At 69.1% G+C, this 14,809-nt stretch carries 19 protein-coding genes and 3 pseudogenes; 8 read left to right on the top strand and 14 right to left on the bottom strand.

Annotated features, from left to right (window positions below; all coding sequences use genetic code 11):
- Window positions 1-131: 131 nt before the first annotated feature.
- A pseudogene (locus J2N69_RS36095) lies at window positions 132-329 on the bottom strand (M55 family metallopeptidase); the annotation flags it as partial.
- A 10-nt stretch (window positions 330-339) separates the two neighbouring features.
- Here J2N69_RS36095 and J2N69_RS36090 point away from each other — a divergent pair.
- Window positions 340-723, top strand: coding sequence for a transposase (locus tag J2N69_RS36090; RefSeq protein ID WP_408056865.1), 384 nt, complete (start codon window positions 340-342; stop codon window positions 721-723).
- Here J2N69_RS36090 and J2N69_RS36085 read toward each other — a convergent pair.
- A complete protein-coding gene (locus tag J2N69_RS36085) occupies window positions 689-1,546 on the bottom strand; it encodes a class I SAM-dependent methyltransferase (RefSeq protein ID WP_230904499.1) in 858 nt (285 codons plus the stop codon). The genes J2N69_RS36090 and J2N69_RS36085 overlap by 35 nt on opposite strands.
- Before the next feature lie 113 nt (window positions 1,547-1,659).
- On the opposite strand from J2N69_RS36085, the gene J2N69_RS36080 reads away from it, so the two are divergent.
- Together J2N69_RS36080 and J2N69_RS36075 are read left to right on the top strand one after the other, a co-directional pair.
- Complete coding sequence (locus J2N69_RS36080; RefSeq protein WP_230904498.1) at window positions 1,660-2,247, top strand: TetR family transcriptional regulator; 588 nt, start codon at window positions 1,660-1,662, stop codon at window positions 2,245-2,247.
- Window positions 2,248-2,505: 258 nt separating this feature from the next.
- Entirely contained in the window at window positions 2,506-2,733 is a 228-nt protein-coding gene (locus J2N69_RS36075) for a DUF6300 family protein (protein WP_230904497.1), read from the top strand.
- A gap of 333 nt (window positions 2,734-3,066) precedes the next feature.
- Here J2N69_RS36075 and J2N69_RS36070 read toward each other — a convergent pair whose 3' ends face one another.
- From J2N69_RS36070 to J2N69_RS36055, 4 genes are all read right to left on the bottom strand, one after another.
- Complete coding sequence (locus J2N69_RS36070) at window positions 3,067-3,363, bottom strand: hypothetical protein (RefSeq protein ID WP_230904496.1); 297 nt, start codon at window positions 3,361-3,363, stop codon at window positions 3,067-3,069.
- Window positions 3,360-3,551, bottom strand: a complete 192-nt coding sequence (locus J2N69_RS36065; RefSeq protein WP_230904495.1) for a toxin-antitoxin system HicB family antitoxin — start codon at window positions 3,549-3,551, stop codon at window positions 3,360-3,362. Before J2N69_RS36065 ends, J2N69_RS36070 begins: the two co-directional genes overlap by 4 nt.
- A 474-nt stretch (window positions 3,552-4,025) precedes the next feature.
- Entirely contained in the window at window positions 4,026-4,394 is a 369-nt protein-coding gene (locus tag J2N69_RS36060) for a PIN domain-containing protein (protein ID WP_408056933.1), read from the bottom strand.
- 8 nt (window positions 4,395-4,402) lie between these two features.
- Window positions 4,403-4,660, bottom strand: a complete 258-nt coding sequence (locus J2N69_RS36055; protein WP_230904493.1) for a hypothetical protein — start codon at window positions 4,658-4,660, stop codon at window positions 4,403-4,405.
- A gap of 206 nt (window positions 4,661-4,866) precedes the next feature.
- Here J2N69_RS36055 and J2N69_RS36050 point away from each other — a divergent pair, with 206 nt between their 5' ends.
- Entirely contained in the window at window positions 4,867-5,301 is a 435-nt protein-coding gene (locus J2N69_RS36050; RefSeq protein ID WP_230904492.1) for a VOC family protein, read from the top strand.
- Window positions 5,302-5,390: 89 nt separating this feature from the next.
- On the opposite strand, the gene J2N69_RS36045 is transcribed toward J2N69_RS36050, so the two are convergent.
- The 3 genes from J2N69_RS36045 to J2N69_RS36035 all read right to left on the bottom strand — a co-directional run bounded on the left by J2N69_RS36045 (window position 5,391) and on the right by J2N69_RS36035 (window position 7,444).
- A protein-coding gene (locus tag J2N69_RS36045) for an IS5 family transposase (RefSeq protein ID WP_408056932.1) occupies window positions 5,391-6,270 on the bottom strand; the annotation gives its coding sequence in 2 pieces (ribosomal slippage) (window positions 5,391-5,435 and window positions 5,437-6,270; 879 coding nt in all).
- A gap of 226 nt (window positions 6,271-6,496) precedes the next feature.
- Window positions 6,497-6,694 carry a hypothetical protein gene (locus J2N69_RS36040; protein ID WP_230904491.1) on the bottom strand — a complete coding sequence of 66 codons (198 nt, stop codon included), beginning with the start codon at window positions 6,692-6,694 and terminating at the stop codon, window positions 6,497-6,499.
- Between the two features lie 429 nt (window positions 6,695-7,123).
- Window positions 7,124-7,444 carry a hypothetical protein gene (locus tag J2N69_RS36035; protein WP_230904490.1) on the bottom strand — a complete coding sequence of 107 codons (321 nt, stop codon included), beginning with the start codon at window positions 7,442-7,444 and terminating at the stop codon, window positions 7,124-7,126.
- A 47-nt stretch (window positions 7,445-7,491) separates the two neighbouring features.
- Between J2N69_RS36035 and J2N69_RS36030 the strand changes: the two genes are divergently transcribed.
- Window positions 7,492-8,145: an IS5 family transposase gene (locus J2N69_RS36030; RefSeq protein WP_230905018.1), complete on the top strand. Its 654-nt coding sequence runs from the start codon at window positions 7,492-7,494 to the stop codon at window positions 8,143-8,145.
- Window positions 8,146-8,190: 45 nt separating this feature from the next.
- Here the strand turns inward: J2N69_RS36030 and J2N69_RS36025 are convergent, their stop codons facing one another.
- Both J2N69_RS36025 and J2N69_RS36020 read right to left on the bottom strand, forming a co-directional pair.
- Window positions 8,191-8,712: a YrhB domain-containing protein gene (locus J2N69_RS36025; protein WP_230904489.1), complete on the bottom strand. Its 522-nt coding sequence runs from the start codon at window positions 8,710-8,712 to the stop codon at window positions 8,191-8,193.
- A 103-nt stretch (window positions 8,713-8,815) separates the two neighbouring features.
- A pseudogene (locus J2N69_RS36020) lies at window positions 8,816-8,998 on the bottom strand (transposase); the annotation flags it as partial.
- Between the two features lie 14 nt (window positions 8,999-9,012).
- Between J2N69_RS36020 and J2N69_RS36015 the strand changes: the two are divergent.
- From J2N69_RS36015 to J2N69_RS36005, 3 genes are all read left to right on the top strand, one after another.
- Window positions 9,013-9,885 (top strand): helix-turn-helix domain-containing protein, encoded by an 873-nt coding sequence (locus J2N69_RS36015; RefSeq protein ID WP_230904488.1) that lies wholly within the window; start codon window positions 9,013-9,015, stop codon window positions 9,883-9,885.
- An 84-nt stretch (window positions 9,886-9,969) separates the two neighbouring features.
- Window positions 9,970-10,437, top strand: coding sequence for a cupin domain-containing protein (locus J2N69_RS36010; protein WP_230904487.1), 468 nt, complete (start codon window positions 9,970-9,972; stop codon window positions 10,435-10,437).
- Window positions 10,434-11,153, top strand: a complete 720-nt coding sequence (locus tag J2N69_RS36005; protein WP_230904486.1) for an SGNH/GDSL hydrolase family protein — start codon at window positions 10,434-10,436, stop codon at window positions 11,151-11,153. The genes J2N69_RS36010 and J2N69_RS36005 overlap by 4 nt, the downstream gene beginning before the upstream one ends.
- Window positions 11,154-11,576: 423 nt before the next feature.
- On the opposite strand, the pseudogene J2N69_RS36000 reads toward J2N69_RS36005, so the two are convergent.
- The 3 genes and pseudogenes from J2N69_RS36000 to J2N69_RS35990 form a co-directional block, all read right to left on the bottom strand.
- A pseudogene (locus tag J2N69_RS36000) lies at window positions 11,577-12,670 on the bottom strand (MerR family transcriptional regulator).
- Window positions 12,671-12,825: 155 nt separating this feature from the next.
- Entirely contained in the window at window positions 12,826-13,302 is a 477-nt protein-coding gene (locus J2N69_RS35995) for a DnaB-like helicase C-terminal domain-containing protein (protein ID WP_230904485.1), read from the bottom strand.
- Window positions 13,303-13,728: 426 nt separating this feature from the next.
- On the bottom strand, window positions 13,729-14,223 hold the full coding sequence (locus tag J2N69_RS35990) for a ribonuclease FAU-1 family protein (RefSeq protein ID WP_230904484.1): 495 nt from the start codon (window positions 14,221-14,223) through the stop codon (window positions 13,729-13,731).
- Window positions 14,224-14,809 lie beyond the last annotated feature (586 nt).

Raw genomic sequence — 14,809 nt, 5'->3', positions numbered from 1 at the left:
AGCGTTTGCAGGCTTCCGAAGCGCTGCCGCGCCGGCCTCTCTGGGGAGAATCTGGGGAGTTACCGCATCGCCGGGGAGCGCGTGGGGAGAATCAGCTACATAAAGCCGTACATGCCGAAGGCCGCGAGACAAAGTGGACCTTCGCGGCCTACGAGACGCCGGTCAGCGACCGCCCGGCGGTCGAGTTCCTCGGGCAGCAGATTACGGAAAGGGCCGTGCGCGTCGGCGACCCACACCTCGGCCGTGGGTTCGGCGTCCAGGACACCGGCGATCACGGCGTTCGCCTCAGCCGTCATTAACGCCCGGCCGCGCTCGTAGTCGTAGCCATCGGCCGTAGACGTGAGTCTGCTGCATCACGATGTCACGCGGGAGCCGTTGGGGTTGCTGTCAGCCTTCCGTGCGGAGTTGTACGCATCCCTGACCGCGCGGGCGGACGCGTTGTTCGAACTGACCGACGCGATGCTGTGCGCGGACGGACCGGTCAAGACCCTGGTCGGCCTGGCGCTTGCGGCCGAGCACCGCCGTGGGCACGGAGCGTTGTACGCGGGCCTCAAACGCGGACGATTGGAGGTGGACCGGCTGCGGCGCGCGGTGGCGGCAGTGCCGTTGCCGAAAGCGGCCGATGGCCGCCTGGGAACGACCACCCCCACTCCTGCATGGCCGACGCGATTGCCCAGGGCGGCGAATTTCAGTTCCGTGCCACTCCGCCGCGTTCGGCGGTGACCAGCCAGGAGCTGCTGCGCAGCCACACTCCGCCGTCCGCCTCATGGCGTTGCAGCGCGGCCGTCAGCTGCTGGCGCACCGTCTCCTGCGCAGGCGGAGTCACCTGGTCCAGGAGGTGACGCCCGGGGCCTGAGTTCAGCAGGAACGCCGCGGCGTCCGCTGGGTCGGCGCCCCACTTCCCTGCCGCCTCGACTCGCTGCACGTTCACCCCGTCGAACCCGCTCGCGGCGAGCAGGTCGCGGATGCGGCCGGGATCCGTCAGGGAGAACATGCCGGGGCCGCCGGGCTTCCCGAAGCCGCCGAGTGGCAGGATGCCCTTGAGGGAGGCCAGCGCGGTGAGCCACTCGTTGGCCTCGGCCTCGGCCGCGCAGATGAAGGCCAGTCGGCCGCTGGGGCGCAGCGCCCGGTGGAGGTTGGCGAACGCGGCGACCGGGTCGCCGAAGAAGGTCATGCCGTACCGGCTGATGACCGCATCGAACGCCTCGGCGTCCAGCGGGTGAACCTGCGCGTCGCCCTGAACGAAGGCCACGTTCGAGACGCCTTCGCGTACGGCGCTCTCCCGGGCCCTTTCGAGCATCGGCGCCGACAGGTCCAGGCCGAGTGCCCGGCCGCGCGCGGCGCGCCCGGCGGCAAGGCGGGTGGTGCGGCCGGCTCCGCAGCCGACGTCCAGCACGGTGTCGGTCCCGGAGATGGCCGCGGCGTCCAGCAAGAGCTGGTTGAAGCCGTCGTTGACGGCGTCCCAGCGCTTCTGGCTGCGGGCCCACTGCGCGCCCTCGTACCCGTTCCACGCCTCGGCCTGCATGGTGTTGGCGAACTGCCCCATGGGTGACTCCCTCCAGCCGGGGCGCGGAAGGGCGCCCCGGCCCTAGAATGGGCAAGTGCCCAAAGGGTATGGGCGAACGCCCATACTTGCAATCGGTGAAGGGGATGGCTGTCGTGTCACCTCGTGGAGTGGCGATTCCGGATTTGCGGGAGCGGCTGTTCGCGGCCGCGGAACGGGTGGTGGCCCGTGACGGGGCCGCGGCCCTGACCAGCCGCGCGGTCACCGCGGAGGCCGACTGCGCCAAGGGCGTCCTGCACACCCACTTCGCCGGCCTCGACGAGTTCGTCGCCGAACTGGTCCTGGACCGGTTCGCGCGTAGCGCCCGCCAGGCTGAGGCCCTGCAGGCCAAGGTGGGGCAGGCCACGGTCGCCGAGAACCTCCACGAAGTAGTCGAGGCTCTGCTGGACTCCCTTCCGCCTGCGGTCGTGGGCCTGGCGATGACCCGCCCCGCGGCCGCGTCGCATACCCGCGAGGGCTTCCAGTCCGGCGCGCCCGCGTTCGATGCGATCCAGCACGCCGTCACCGCCTACCTCCAGGCGGAACAGCATGCCGGCCGGGTCCCCGTCGGCAGCGACACGGCCGCCATCGCCCTCGCGCTCGTTGGCACGACCCACCATCTGTTGATGACCCGCAGCCCCGGACCGGCCACGGACAGCTCGGCGACCACGCGGCGGCTGCTGGCCATACTCCTCGGCGGTTGACTGCACGCTGTGCCGCCGCGATGGCCTGTGGCGGCGGGTGCGGCCCGCGTCGAGGTGGGACAGCGAGGGGGCGCCCGGACGGCCCGCGGCATCGAGCGGCGACCGACGTCACCGCATGCGCCGCCGCTTACCACCGCTGGAAGCCGGTCAGGTGCGGCGGCTGGGGAGTTCTGGCGCGGGTGGTGTGTGCAAGAAGGTTGACGAGAGGTGTGAGGGAGTCTTGGGTGGAGGCTCTCGTTTTGCGCAAGGGGGCGCGTTATGAACCACGTTGTGCGATCCCAAGCCCTGCCCGCCTGTTCACGCTGTCAGCAGCATCAGCTCGTCACCGTGGCCCGCATGCCGAAGACCGACTCGTATGGCCGACCAATACGACTGGAGCTGTGCAAAGTCTGCGACGCGGACAAACCTGCGGCCGCCGCTGTCATACGTTTCTTCACCACGGGCGGTGGCCACGACACAGGCGGGCCGACGAGGGAGCACGGCTGATGATGGAGTGGACCAAGGAAGGTATGGCCGCCTACGGCTGGTCCTGGGAGGAAGTCCCTGCCGCTCCGGATGGCCGATAGCCGGGCCTGCGCTCTGGCCCCGGCCGTCCCGGAGCCATCTCATTGACTGAGGACGGAGCCGGGGCCGGGGAGCCGATGTCCCGCCGCTACCGGCCGGCCTCGTCTTCGGGCATCCTGAGATCCGTATGCGTGGGCGCGGCCGCGTTCCGGGCCGCATGGAGTAGGCCGGCGCCCTCATACGCGCGACAGCCGTAGCGGGAGGAACTACCGGCCTACGCGGTGACCGCCGCTCGCGGTGAGGTGAGAACCCGCCTCACAGATCGAGAACCGCGCGCAGCGCCTGGTCCACCCGCACCATCGTCTCGGCGGGCACCACCCCGACACGGGTCGCGTCCGTAAAGCGTGTCACGCGCAACTGCTGAAGGTTAACGGCGACCGCGGTGCACGGCATCGGGTCGCCGATCACCACGCTCATCGCCGTGTCGGGGTAGCGCCCGCTCGGGTGCAGCACGATCGCGAGTACCGCCTTGAACGATGTCTCCAGACCGTCCAGGGAGACGATCAGGACGCTGCGTCCATCGGCCAGAGTCCAGACCTCACCGCGCCTCACAGAGCGTCGCCCTCGCCCGCCAGGTCCTCCCCCAGACCCAGAGAGGCGAGCTGCCGCGCGGCATCCAGGGTGGCCTGACGGCGAGCCGCCCGGACGATGTACGCGTTCAGGGACAGGCCCGCGGCCTCGGCGCCGGCACGGATCGAGGAGTCCAGATCGTCCGGGATGCGCAGCGTCATCACAGTCATGCCACCACTCTAGCCACCAGAACTGGTACCTACAGTGGTGTCGGGCAGTGTTCTGCGTTTCACCGCACTCGCCTGGAGACCCTGGACAACGACGATGACCTGCGGGATTCCGCCGACGCCGCATCACCGACTGGCGCTTCCGCTGTAACCGGCCGGACGGAGCGCGAGAGCTCATCCGGCCTGACGCAGCGCAGGAGAGCTGGTCGCACCGGTCTGAGCACGGACATCCTCGAGCGACGTCGGCGCTTCGTCCTCCTGCTCATCTCCTCGGTCAACGAAAACGGTGGCAGCAAGACTGTTCGTCACATACACCGCGCAGGCGGTCCGGCCGAAACAACCCGGTGACTCGGCCCTTGGTCCGAGGCCCGCTCGCTCCCGGCCTCGGCCGATGTGCAGCACCGCAACAAGAGGTCCCCCACCTTGAGACGGCCGGCATCCTCGGCCACGATCGTTGCCCCGCCGTCGTCGTGACGATCAGGGAGTCAGGTCCAGAACGCGCACCGGCTGGCCTTCCCACCGCTGCGGCACGGTGGTCGCCACGATCGCCCCGGCCGGCCGGTCCGGGGTGGGCTGAGCGGTGTGCGCGGCGTGGGCGAGTGCCCAGGTTTTCTGGCGAGCCACAGCCAGGGCAGCGGGCAGGTCCAGGTCGACAACGGTGACGCCGGGCAATGCGGCCAGGTGCTCGGCGGTGCCCGGCCGGCCGCGGTCGGCTTCGATGAGTGCGCACGTCGGGGCGTACAGGTGCCAGTCAGCCTCGGCGTGCGCGCGGTGGATGAGCCGGGAGGCCAGGACGTTGCCCTGTCCGGCAGCCGCCATCGCGCTCTCGTCCAGGACGATGTGCATCGGCTCGCTCACCGGCCAGCCGCCTGTGCCAGGCGGCGGTCCAGCTCGGAGTCCAGGTCCTGTTCCTGGGCCGCGGTCGGCGCGTACCCGTTCCACGCCGCGAGTGCGGCCTTGGCCTTCTCGGCCCGCTCGGCCCGCTCAGCAGGGGTGAGGAGGGTCTCGGCGAGGCGGGCCAGGTACGCCCGCAGCGACAGTCCCTCCGCGGCCGCGATCGCCGCGAGGCGATCCTTGGCCTCCTCAGGGACACGGATATTGGCATCAGACATCGCCACACTCCTTTCCACCCCCCAGGGTACGGGTACGGGTACGTACCCGTACCCGGACAGGCCTCATGCCCTATCCCTCACCCCCGGTGCAAAAGAGGCTGGGCGCACCGCCGGGACTAGGCGGTGTCCGACGAGTTATGGCGTGTAGGCCGCAGCCGGATGCTGGGGCGACTCCCCCTGTCAGAGGTGCGCAGTACCGTCCTGTCATGGCAGCCAGAATCGATCTGACCCTTGATTGCACAGACGCGCAGCTCCTTGCCGAGTTCTGGAAGACGGCCCTGGGGTACGTAGACGAGCCGCCGCCCGCTCCCTTCAGTACCCGCGAGGAGTGGCTCGCGCAGTTCAACCTCCAGGATGACGACTCCGTGGACGACGCCGCGTGGCTGTGCGATCCCGACGGAGTCGGCCCCCGGCTCTCCATTCTCAAGGTCCCTGAACCGAAAGCAGCGAAGAACCGACTTCACATCGATGTCCGGGTGCCGGGACATGGCCGCTGCGATGAGCGTTGGGCGCGGATCAAGGCGGAGGCCGAGCGCCTGATGAAGGCGGGCGGTAACGTCGTCAGAGAGTTCGACGAGCACCACATCGTGATGGCCGACCCAGAGGGCAACGAGTTCTGCGTCGCTGCGGCGTCGCCCTGAGGACTGACAAGGGCGTGGCCCGCTTCCTGCGGAGAGTCGCGTTCGCCGCGTGACCATTCGTCGACTGCTTGTGCGTTCCCGCAATCCGCTTATGGGCAGAGCCAGAGTCGGATTACGGCGGCAGTAACGGTGCCCATGGAAGATGTAGGCCCGCTTGTCGTACCTCGTGGCGGCCCTGAAGTTCTTGAGGCGATTGATCGTTCGCTCGACCTGGTTACGGCGTTTGTAGACCGTCCTGTCGAAGCCGGTGGGCCGACCGCCCTTGCTGCCCCGGTTGTGGCGGTTGGCCCGCTGGTTCCTGGGCTCTGGGATGGTGTGCTTGATCTGACGTCTGCGCAGGTAGCGGCGGTTGCGGCGTGCACTGTACGCCCGGTCGCCGCTCAGGTAGTCCGGCCGGGTGCGGGGGTGTCCGCCGGCGGGCCGGGCGACGCGGATGCGGTCCAGGACCTCGATCAGCTGCGGGGCATCGCCCCACTGGCCCGGTGTGATCACAAATGCGAGCGGCCGTCGGCCGCCTTCACTGGCCAGGTGGATCTTGCATGTGAAGCCACCGCGTGAGCGTCCCAAAGCTTCGTCGGCGCGGTGCGAGACAGGGCGCCGACGGCGTGCTGGAATGCGAGGGGCGGTTCGACGGGCTCCGGCCGCGTGTTGGTGAGCGCGGCACACGGTGGAGTCCACGCTCACCATGGACCAGTCGATGCGGCCCTCCGCGTCAGCGTCAGCCTGGACAGCCCGCAGAACCCTGTCCCACGTGCCGTCCGCTGACCAGCGTCGATGCCTGTCGTGCACCGTCTTCCACTTCCCGAACCGGAGCGGTAGGTCCCTCCATGGGATGCCGGTCCGCTGCCGGAAGAGGATTCCGTTGATCACTCTGCGGTGGCTCTTCCAACGTCCGCCTCGTCCAACGTTCTTCGGCAGGTGCGGCTCCAGCCGAACCCACTCCTCATCCGAGAGGTCACCCCGCCCCATGCCGATCGAAACGATCCCCAAGCTGGTCAGTCACCGGACCTACCGGACAGGACCTAGTTGCGGCCCAGAAGCCATGGATATTGATCATGGCCCGGCTGATGTCGAAGTGGCCTGGGCGTCCGGCCATCGGCCCGGTGAACGGGGCTAACCAGGACGGCTGTGACGCCGTGGTCACACCAGCCACGGCAGGAGCCTCACACCGTTCACGCCATGGCTCGCGTGTTGATCACTTGCTGGACAGGCGGAGATCTCCGGCCCAGGTCTCACATAGGACACGGCCGGAGTCGAAGGTGATCTCCAGTGCGATCCGCCCGCTGTCCGGGACACTCTCTTCGCTGACTGCCAGCACCGTCTCGCCGAGGTGATCCGTGAACAAGGTCTCGCCGCTGACCGGCACAACTTCGACGCGGCCTGGCTCCGCCATGTCATATCCCGCGGGGTGCGGGGAGCACAGTTTTGACGACAGGCCGCCGCCGGCGTCGGCACCATCCCCGCACGCGCGGGGAGCACCGCCAAGCTCGCCGGACAACTGCCCGGGGCGGGGGACCATCCCCGCGCCCGTGGGGATGGTCCCGACCTTGCAGCGCTCAGGGGTTCGCGTTTGGTCTGCTCCCCGCGCCCGCGGGAATGGTCCCTCCGGCCTTGGGGAGCATCGGTGCAGCGATTGCTGCTCCGCGCGCCCGCGGGGGATGGCCCCGCTGGAGGCCGCCGTCATCGAGGCCGCATTCGCTGATGACGACCTCAGGGCACAGAACCTGGAGGCGATCATCTTCGCCGATCCCGGGGCGAGACCAGCGATGTCGACCTCACTCAGTCCGGTGCTACGCGATCGCCGTACTGACCATGCCGCCGTCTATCGGGCGCGCAGCGAGCTGGGGAGCCGGTCCGTCCAAGCCGTGGGCGCAGCCGCCTCGGTGGGGGGCGCTGCATGTTCGCGCAATTGTTCAAGTCGCGTTGTTAGCAGGTGCTCGGCTACACGCTCCCGGGCCGTATCGGCGGCTTTTACCGGGGCGGCAACGGCGTTCGCGCCGTTGGGGTGGTACTGGAACCAGGGGCGATGCTGTTCTGTCTTGTACGCCCGCCGGGCTTCGGCTTCAACCTCGTCGGTCCGGAGCAGAATCGTCAGGGCGCGGTCCCGGTACTCCTGAACGGCCTGCTGTGCGGTCTGGAACACGGTTCCAGTGGGAGTACCTGTCCCAGGAGCTCGGTTTCGGCTCGGGCATGACCTGCTGGCGGCGTCTTGCGGCCTGGAACGAGGCCGGCGTCTTGGACCAGCTCCACGGGTTGCTGCTGAACGAGCTGCGCTCGAAGAACCGGCTGGACTGGGAGCGGGCGGTGATCGACTCCTCGCACGCGCGGGCTACCCGGCGGGGCCCAAAAGCGGGGCCGAGCCCGCTCGACCGCGCACGGCCGGGCAGCAAGTACCACCTCGTCGTCGACGGGCAGGGCATCCCGCTCGCGGTGTCTGTGACCGGCGGAAACCGCAACGACGCCACCCAACTCGAGCCGCTGCTCGACAAGATCCCCGCCGTCGCAGGCCAGGTCGGCAGACCTCACCGGCGCCCCGATGCCCTGCTGGCCGACCGCGGCTACGACCACGACAAGTACCGCCGCCTGCTCCGGCAGCGAGGCATCCGCCCCGTGATCGCGAAGAGAGTCGAGCCGCACGGCACCGGCCTGGGCATCTTCCGCTACGTCGTCGAGCGCACGATCGTCTGGCTCCACGGCTTCCGCCGCCTGCGCATCCGCTGGGAGAGACGTGACGACATCCACGAAGCATTCCTCGGACTCGCCGTCTGCCTGATCACCCACCGCCACGTCGACGCCTTTGTGAGGACCTCTAAGGTCCCGCAAGTGATCTCAGGCCGCGTTTGAGGGCTGCCGTAGCCACACGATCTGGGCCTCACCCTCATAAGCGGACTACAGGGGGTCCGGGCCGGCCACTGTTTCGATCGCCAGAGGTGGGCAGACCTCTTCTTCCCTGGTGAGGTCCACCAGCTCGTGTGGAGGCTCGGCTCCGTTTCGGACGGCCATGACGTAGGTCCTCGCCTCCTGCAGGCTCAAGCGCGGGGCTTGGTTGCGGAGATGATGCATCGCGGCCACCGTCCCGGCGGAGTTCATCAGCGCGAGCACGAAAGCGGCCAGGGGGTCGGGCGCCCGCACCCCCTTGATCTGCCGGAGGTAGAGCTCCTCCCAGTCCTCACCCACCCACGTGGTGACAGGGATGTGGTGGACGCTCCCGTCGTACCGGTCCACCAGGTAAGGGCCGCCGCCGACGAGGAGATCGCGCAGATCGCGGGTGCGGGCGTACTCCGCCGAGTTCCAGAAGACGAGCCAGCCCAACGAGTGCTCCTTCACCTCGTGGACGACCAGCTCATGTGCCAGCCGCATCGTGGCCAGCAACGACTCCACCCGTTCGACGGCACGCTCCTTGGAGATCACGCCTTCATCATCCACATCGGGTCCACCAAATTTCCCACCACGCCAGCACTACGCACTGAGATCCCAACGTGGTCACAGACGCGGTCCTGCAGGCATAGATCCGCTATCCGGTCAAGGCAAGGCTGTGAAGGCGGGCGATGCCGAGCATGGCGTGGTGGACGCCGTCGCCGTTCAGGCGACAGTCGCGGAGGATCTTCCAGTTCTTCATGCGGGCGAAGGCGTGCTCGACACGGGCGCGAAGCTGGCGGTGAGAAGCGTTGTGGTCTTCCCTCCAGGCCGGCAGTTCGGGCCCTGGACCTCATGCAGACCAAGGCCCTGCTGCGCAACGATGTCGACTGGCGCCGACGCCTGGCCACCAGGATCTGTGCACGTCGGGCGCCCGCCTTGCGGCGGTACGTCGGCTCGTATGTCGGTTTCGATCTTCGTGGGTTCCCGGCGGGGGTGCACTGCGGTCCGCCGGGCCGCGTGCTCACTGCGGTGATCAGTCTGTCCGGCCCTTTGGAGGTGGCGGCGGGCGTCGACGACGGGTCACCGGTCACCCGATTCGGCAGCGTGGCCGGCGGTCTGATGCGCCGGTCCGTCGCGATCCACCACGACGGACGCCAGGAAGGCGTGCAGGTGTCGCTGACACCGCTCGGGACCCGGGCCGTCTACGGCATGCCCGCCGCTGACCTCGCCCAACGACTGGTCCCACTCGGCGAGCTTCTCGGAGCGCTCGGCGTCGAGCTGGTCGACCGGCTCCGCGCGGCGACGACATGGGCCGCGCGCTTCGCCGCGCTGGACGAGTTGCTCCTGCGAGCCGTCGGCCGCGGTGCCGACGGCGACCCCGTGTCCCGAATGCGCCCCGAGGTGGCGGAGGCCTGGCGCCGCCTCTTGACCGCGCGGGGCCGCGTCCAGGTTGGGAGGGTCGCCGCAGAACTGGGCTGGAGCCGTCGGTACCTCACCGAGCGGTTTCGCGGTGAGGTGGGCCTGTCGCCGAAGACCTTCGCCCGGGTTCTGCGCTTCGAGCACGCGCACGAACTGGCCACCACGCACGACCCGCTTCCGTGGGCCGAAGTGGCGGCCGTCTCCGGCTACGCCGACCAGGCCCATCTCGTCCGGGACTGGAGCGAGTTCACGGGCAGATCGCCGACAGCATGGCGTCGCGGCGAAGTCCTGCTCGGGACCGGGTAGTCGCCGACCGCGCCGCCCATCGCGTCGGCTTCCGTTCCCTTTTCTTCAAGACCACCCTATTGCTGTCCTGTGACGATCGGCGGCATGAGACTCGTCAATCACGAACCCAACGCCATCGACCTGCGGACCACCCCCGTGCACCTCGGGCTGGGGTCGAGAGCGAAACCCGTCGAGGGCTTCGCTTGGGACCCCGAGGTGCTCCATGCCTACAGCGCCGCGGTCGCGGCGGACGGCGCCGAGGGCCGGATGGTGACGATCTTCGACGCCGACGGCCTGGGCGACCATTGGGAGCGCCACCCCGCCGGCGACGAACTGGTCGTCTGCCTCAGCGGGTCGGTGACGGTCACCCGCGATGTGGACGGAGTGCCCGACCGGGTTGTGCTCGGGCCGGGCGAGGCCACCGTCAACCCGGCCGGGACATGGCACGCGGTCGACATGGCGGGACCGGCGTCCATCCTGACCATCACCGCTGGCCTCGGCACCGACCACCGTCCCCGGACCGAAGCCCGCCCGACCGAGCGCGTCGGCACGTCCGGCCCGCAAACACCGTGACGACCCGTGTCGCATGCCTCGGCGACAGCCTCACCCGCGCGCAGTTCAGCGTCGACTACCTGGACCTTCTCGAACGCCGCCGCCCTCCCGGCGACGTACGGCTCGCCCGCTTCGGCGTCAACGGCGACTTCGCCCACAACCTCTCACGGCGCCTCGATGCCGTCGTCGCGGACGAACCCGACGTGATCACCGTGCTGATCGGGACCAACGACGCCCGAGCGAGCCTCGCCGGCTACCCCACCGAGCGGGCCGTGAAGCGCAAACAACTCCCCGAGCGCCCGTCGGCCGGCTGGTTCCAGCAGTACCCGGGAGCCGTCGTCGAACGGCTGCGAACGGAGACTGACGCGACGATCGCTCTGCTGACCCTCCCGGTCCTCGGCCAACAACTCGACGGAGCCGCGGCACGGGCATCACAGGCGTACAGCCGCATGATCGCCGAGGTCGCCACCACCAACAAGGCGACCTACCTCCCGCTGCACGAACGCCAGACCGAGGAACTACGCCAGGCGGACCCGCCGCCGATCCCCTACCGGGACCCGACGCCCGCGGCGAGCGTCAGCGTCCTGGTCCGGCACGCCGTGCTGCGCCGCAGCCTCGACACGATCTCGCGGCGCCGAGGTCTCGTGCTCACGACCGACCACATCCATCAGAACAGCCGCGGCGCCGCCCTTGTCGCCGAGGTCATCGACACCTGGCTCCCGACCCGGAGCGCGTAGCCGGTTCCGGCGGCCCCTTTCCTGCGTGTTCGGTTCCCACCCTTACCGGGCAGGCAACGACGATCGGACCATCTCGACCGCTCTCGGCTACCACGACAAAACCACCACCCCGCCGGCTCAACGGGGCCGCCGGGACCTTGCAGCCGATACGCCGTTGGGCGTCACACACGGTCACCGGCAGGTTGGGTTCCACGGGGAACTGGCGACAGTTGATCACGAGAGTCCGCCAGTACCGAGGCCAATACCGCCCAGAAGACTACTGACGGGTTACTTGTTCCCTGGTGTCTGAGCTAGGACTTCGAGGCCTGGACCGGCGGACCGATTTGGCCGCCCTGACTTGTTGGGCGAGTCGGTATCCGTCCGCCTCGCGGATGAGTTCGTGAGAGCGGATCTGGTGCAACTCGAAGTGCATGCCGCTCGCTCCTATTGCTGGAGCTCCATGACGTCGGCGACCCACAGCTGACGTTGTCGGGGCCGCCGGAGCCGTTGGCGAGGGAGACGAGTTCGCGGACCGCCTGCTCTGGCTCGCTGATGTCGGAGAGCACTCGGCGGATTTCTTCGGTCGGCACGACGGTCGACAGGCCGTCGGAGCAGAGCAGGTAGCGGTCTTCCCGCTGTGCGTCGTGCAGACGCATGTCGGGGGTGCCATCGGCTCCTTGACCCAGGGCCCGAATCAACAGTGATCGCTGGGGGTGGGAGACGGCCTCCTCTGGGCTGATGTGTCCTTCGTCGACCATCGACTGCACCATGGTGTGATCTTGAGTGATCTGGAACAGCTCTCCGTCGCGCAGGAGGTAGACGCGGGAGTCGCCGATGTGGACGAGGGCCAGCTGTGAGCCGGTCCAGAGCATCGCGGTGAGTGTGGTGCCTGCCTCTTCGGCGGAAGGGTCGGCTCCGGAGACGCCGTGTACGGCCTGTTTGGCTTGGTCGATCGCGTCTTCGAGGACGTTGAGGAGATTGCGCGCCGGGATGCTGTCGGTTTCGAGGCTCTTGAGCGCGTCGACAGCGGCGGCGCTCGCGGGCGCACCTCCGCTGCCGTAGCCGTCGGCGACCGCGAGCAGACGGGACCCTGCGTAGACGGTGTCCTGGTTGCTCTCGCGGACAAGGCCGGTGTCGGAAAGGGCGGCGTAACGGATGCCCAGGGGCTTGGCGATCGGGGACAGGGCAGGGTCCTTCCAGGAGAGGTGGTCGATGAGGAAGGTGGCCAAGTCCCGCCGTGCGGCGATGTCGGCTTCGACCTGGGACCAGAACGCGCGGATCTCTTCGGCTGCCGGACCTGCATCCAGCGTGCAGACCTGCTGGATGCGGGCGAGAGGCATCCCGAGCCGTCGGAGCCAGGCAACCAGCCGGGCCTGATCCAGTTGCTCCGGTGCGTAGAGGCGATAGCCGGTCACCGGGTCGACGCGAGCGGGAGTCAGCAGGCCGAGCTCGTCGTAAAGACGCAGCGCCTTCGGCGACAGCCGGGACGCCTTCGCGAACGCCCCAATGGTCAGCAACCCCTTGCTCGTTCTCCTCATGCCAGGCACGTCGCCTGGCCCCACTCATGCTGTGGGCTCCCCCAAGGTGAAGGTCAACCAAGGGCTCCGTTTGACCCGTCTGAATGGTCTCCCACGGTCGGAGGCTGCGTGACCAGCCGAGGACGCTGGTCCGCCGTTGGGCTCACTGGGCGGGCTCAAGTGGGCTTCGATCCGTGTTGCTGTGGCTGTTGTCCAGGTACTCGTCTGAGTGCACCACCGAATACGAAGTTATGGGCTCTGGCGCTGATCTTGTGACGGAAGGCAATGTCGGCCGTGATGGTGGGACGGGAGTTCCGCGCCTTCGCGACCACGAGGTCGGCCACCATGGGCCGAGCCGTCCGGTTGTACGCCTCCTCGCGGTGGACCAGGACCACGGTGTCCGCGGCGAAGACGACCTCGTCGTGCAGGTTTTCCGGGGCCGGCATCCAGTGCGGCTGGCGCGACACGGCCCGCACCGGGGCGGTGAAGACGACGGGAACGGCCAGCTCGCGTGCCAGAGCCTTCAGCGCCCGGCCTCCCCGGTTCCGGAACGCGTGTCGTTGACGCAGTCCTTGCCCCTTCCTGCGCGGCATCGCGGGCATTTGTTCTGGATTTAGAAGCGGCGCGGCCAGCAGGTCGGCGAGGGTCAGCACCCCCGCATGGCGAGCGCCGACCCGCTGCTGGAGTGCGCCAACTGCTCCTCGATCTGCTGCTCAGTGCTACCCACCGAACCACTACCCGCGATGCGACGGCACGCCGACCGAACACTTCCCACCGGCGGCCACCACCGGCCGTCACATCGATCCACCGTATCCACAGCGCGGTCCTGGCCCCGCCTGGCAATCACATGCCGTGGCTGAAACCATGCCGATCAACGCCGCCCTCGATGCCCGGCCCGAGGCTTCCTGTTGACAGCAGATCCGGAACCGGGCCCGAAAGCACGAAGCGGGCGCTCCCGGCCATCGCGTCCCAGCCGTCCAGGAAGGCACCAGGGCGCGGCTCTGGGCGCCCTCGCAGGCGACCTGCCGGGCGAGGACGTCGCGGTCGACCTCGGTCCCTCACTGGAGGCAACCGTGCAGCTAGCGGTTCAGCCGCCTTTCGGTGCACCCCCCCCCCGCTGCCTTCGCCGGGCGCGGCAGCCGCGGGGCGGACCAGGCCCGGTTCCACCGCCAGGCCGACCACGCGGCAGCATCGGCGAACGGGCCGGAGCGCTCGGCGAGCATTGCGAGGACCTGGTCGCGGGCGGCGTTGACGGCCTGGTGTTCGGCGTCGGTGACGATGCCGAGCCGCCGCACGTGCGCGTACTCGTCTTCGTCCTTCCACTGCCAGCCCGTCAGATAGGCGTCGACGACCAGGTCCACGGTCAGGTCGAACGTGTCGAAGCCCTCCGTCGTACGGCGGGTGGGGTGCTCGAAGTTCACGTACCAGTTCCGCAACCCGCCGCTCGTGCAGAAGGCGTTGACGCTGAACCACGCCGTCGGCGGCTTCCACAGCAGCAGCTCGGTCTCCTGCCACAGTGCGTCCGCCAGCTCCCACATGCCCATCGCCATCGCATCGAACGCCTTCGTGCGCACGACCGGTCGCCCTCGTCGCGGACCTTGACATACAGGGCGGGCCAGCGGGTCCCGGCTCCCGGCGCGCAGGCGGCCACGAGGGCCTCGCTCGTCTCGGCGACGACGCGCAGCGCGTGCTCGCTCCACACCCGGCCCGTACGGTGCACGTCGCGCCGCACGACCGTCTGGCCCGCCTTGAACCGGACGCGCCCCGGCCTCTCCGTTGCCGACGCCGTTGGCGGCCGTCAGCAAGCCGGCAGCGGCACGGGCGCTGAGCTGACCCGTCTCCTTCCCCGCGAGTTCAGGGGTGCGACGCGTCCCACGGCCGAAGGCCAAGGCGAGGGCCATCCCTTGAGGTGGTTGTCGTGTGTACGCCGGTGCTCATGCCCCCCGTCGCACGCGGCGGTGCGCGCAGGGCCTGCCACGGTCCGCAATCTGCTGCTCTCAGGCGATCGCAGCATGGGCCGGACTCCCACCGCCCGCGTTTTGCGTAGCGCCTTGCTGTCCGGACCCGCGCGCGGCTCTCGGGCTGTGGGGTGAGCGGCTCCACTGATCGGTCCGGCCGTGAGCAGCGCCGGACCGATCAGCGGCCCCATCACCCGTCCGT

This window comes from Streptomyces huasconensis (assembly GCF_021028635.1).
GTDB classification, from domain to species: Bacteria; Actinomycetota; Actinomycetes; order Streptomycetales; family Streptomycetaceae; genus Streptomyces; species Streptomyces huasconensis.
Note: the sequence above shows the minus strand (reverse complement) of the source record. Positions and strands in the feature narration are given on the sequence as shown.

Bases quoted from the DNA above. Each gene is read 5' to 3' on its own strand.
- J2N69_RS36085 (WP_230904499.1), bottom strand. From the start codon at position 1,546: ATGGGGCAGTTCGCCAACACCATGCAGGCCGAGGCGTGGAACGGGTAC.
- J2N69_RS36075 (WP_230904497.1), top strand. From the start codon at position 2,506: ATGAACCACGTTGTGCGATCCCAAGCCCTGCCCGCCTGTTCACGCTGT.
- J2N69_RS36065 (WP_230904495.1), bottom strand. From the start codon at position 3,551: ATGACTGTGATGACGCTGCGCATCCCGGACGATCTGGACTCCTCGATC.
- J2N69_RS36060 (WP_408056933.1), bottom strand. From the start codon at position 4,394: ATGCACATCGTCCTGGACGAGAGCGCGATGGCGGCTGCCGGACAGGGC.
- J2N69_RS36055 (WP_230904493.1), bottom strand. From the start codon at position 4,660: ATGTCTGATGCCAATATCCGTGTCCCTGAGGAGGCCAAGGATCGCCTC.
- J2N69_RS36050 (WP_230904492.1), top strand. From the start codon at position 4,867: ATGGCAGCCAGAATCGATCTGACCCTTGATTGCACAGACGCGCAGCTC.
- J2N69_RS36040 (WP_230904491.1), bottom strand. From the start codon at position 6,694: ATGGCGGAGCCAGGCCGCGTCGAAGTTGTGCCGGTCAGCGGCGAGACC.
- J2N69_RS36030 (WP_230905018.1), top strand. From the start codon at position 7,492: ATGACCTGCTGGCGGCGTCTTGCGGCCTGGAACGAGGCCGGCGTCTTG.
- J2N69_RS36015 (WP_230904488.1), top strand. From the start codon at position 9,013: ATGCAGACCAAGGCCCTGCTGCGCAACGATGTCGACTGGCGCCGACGC.
- J2N69_RS36010 (WP_230904487.1), top strand. From the start codon at position 9,970: ATGAGACTCGTCAATCACGAACCCAACGCCATCGACCTGCGGACCACC.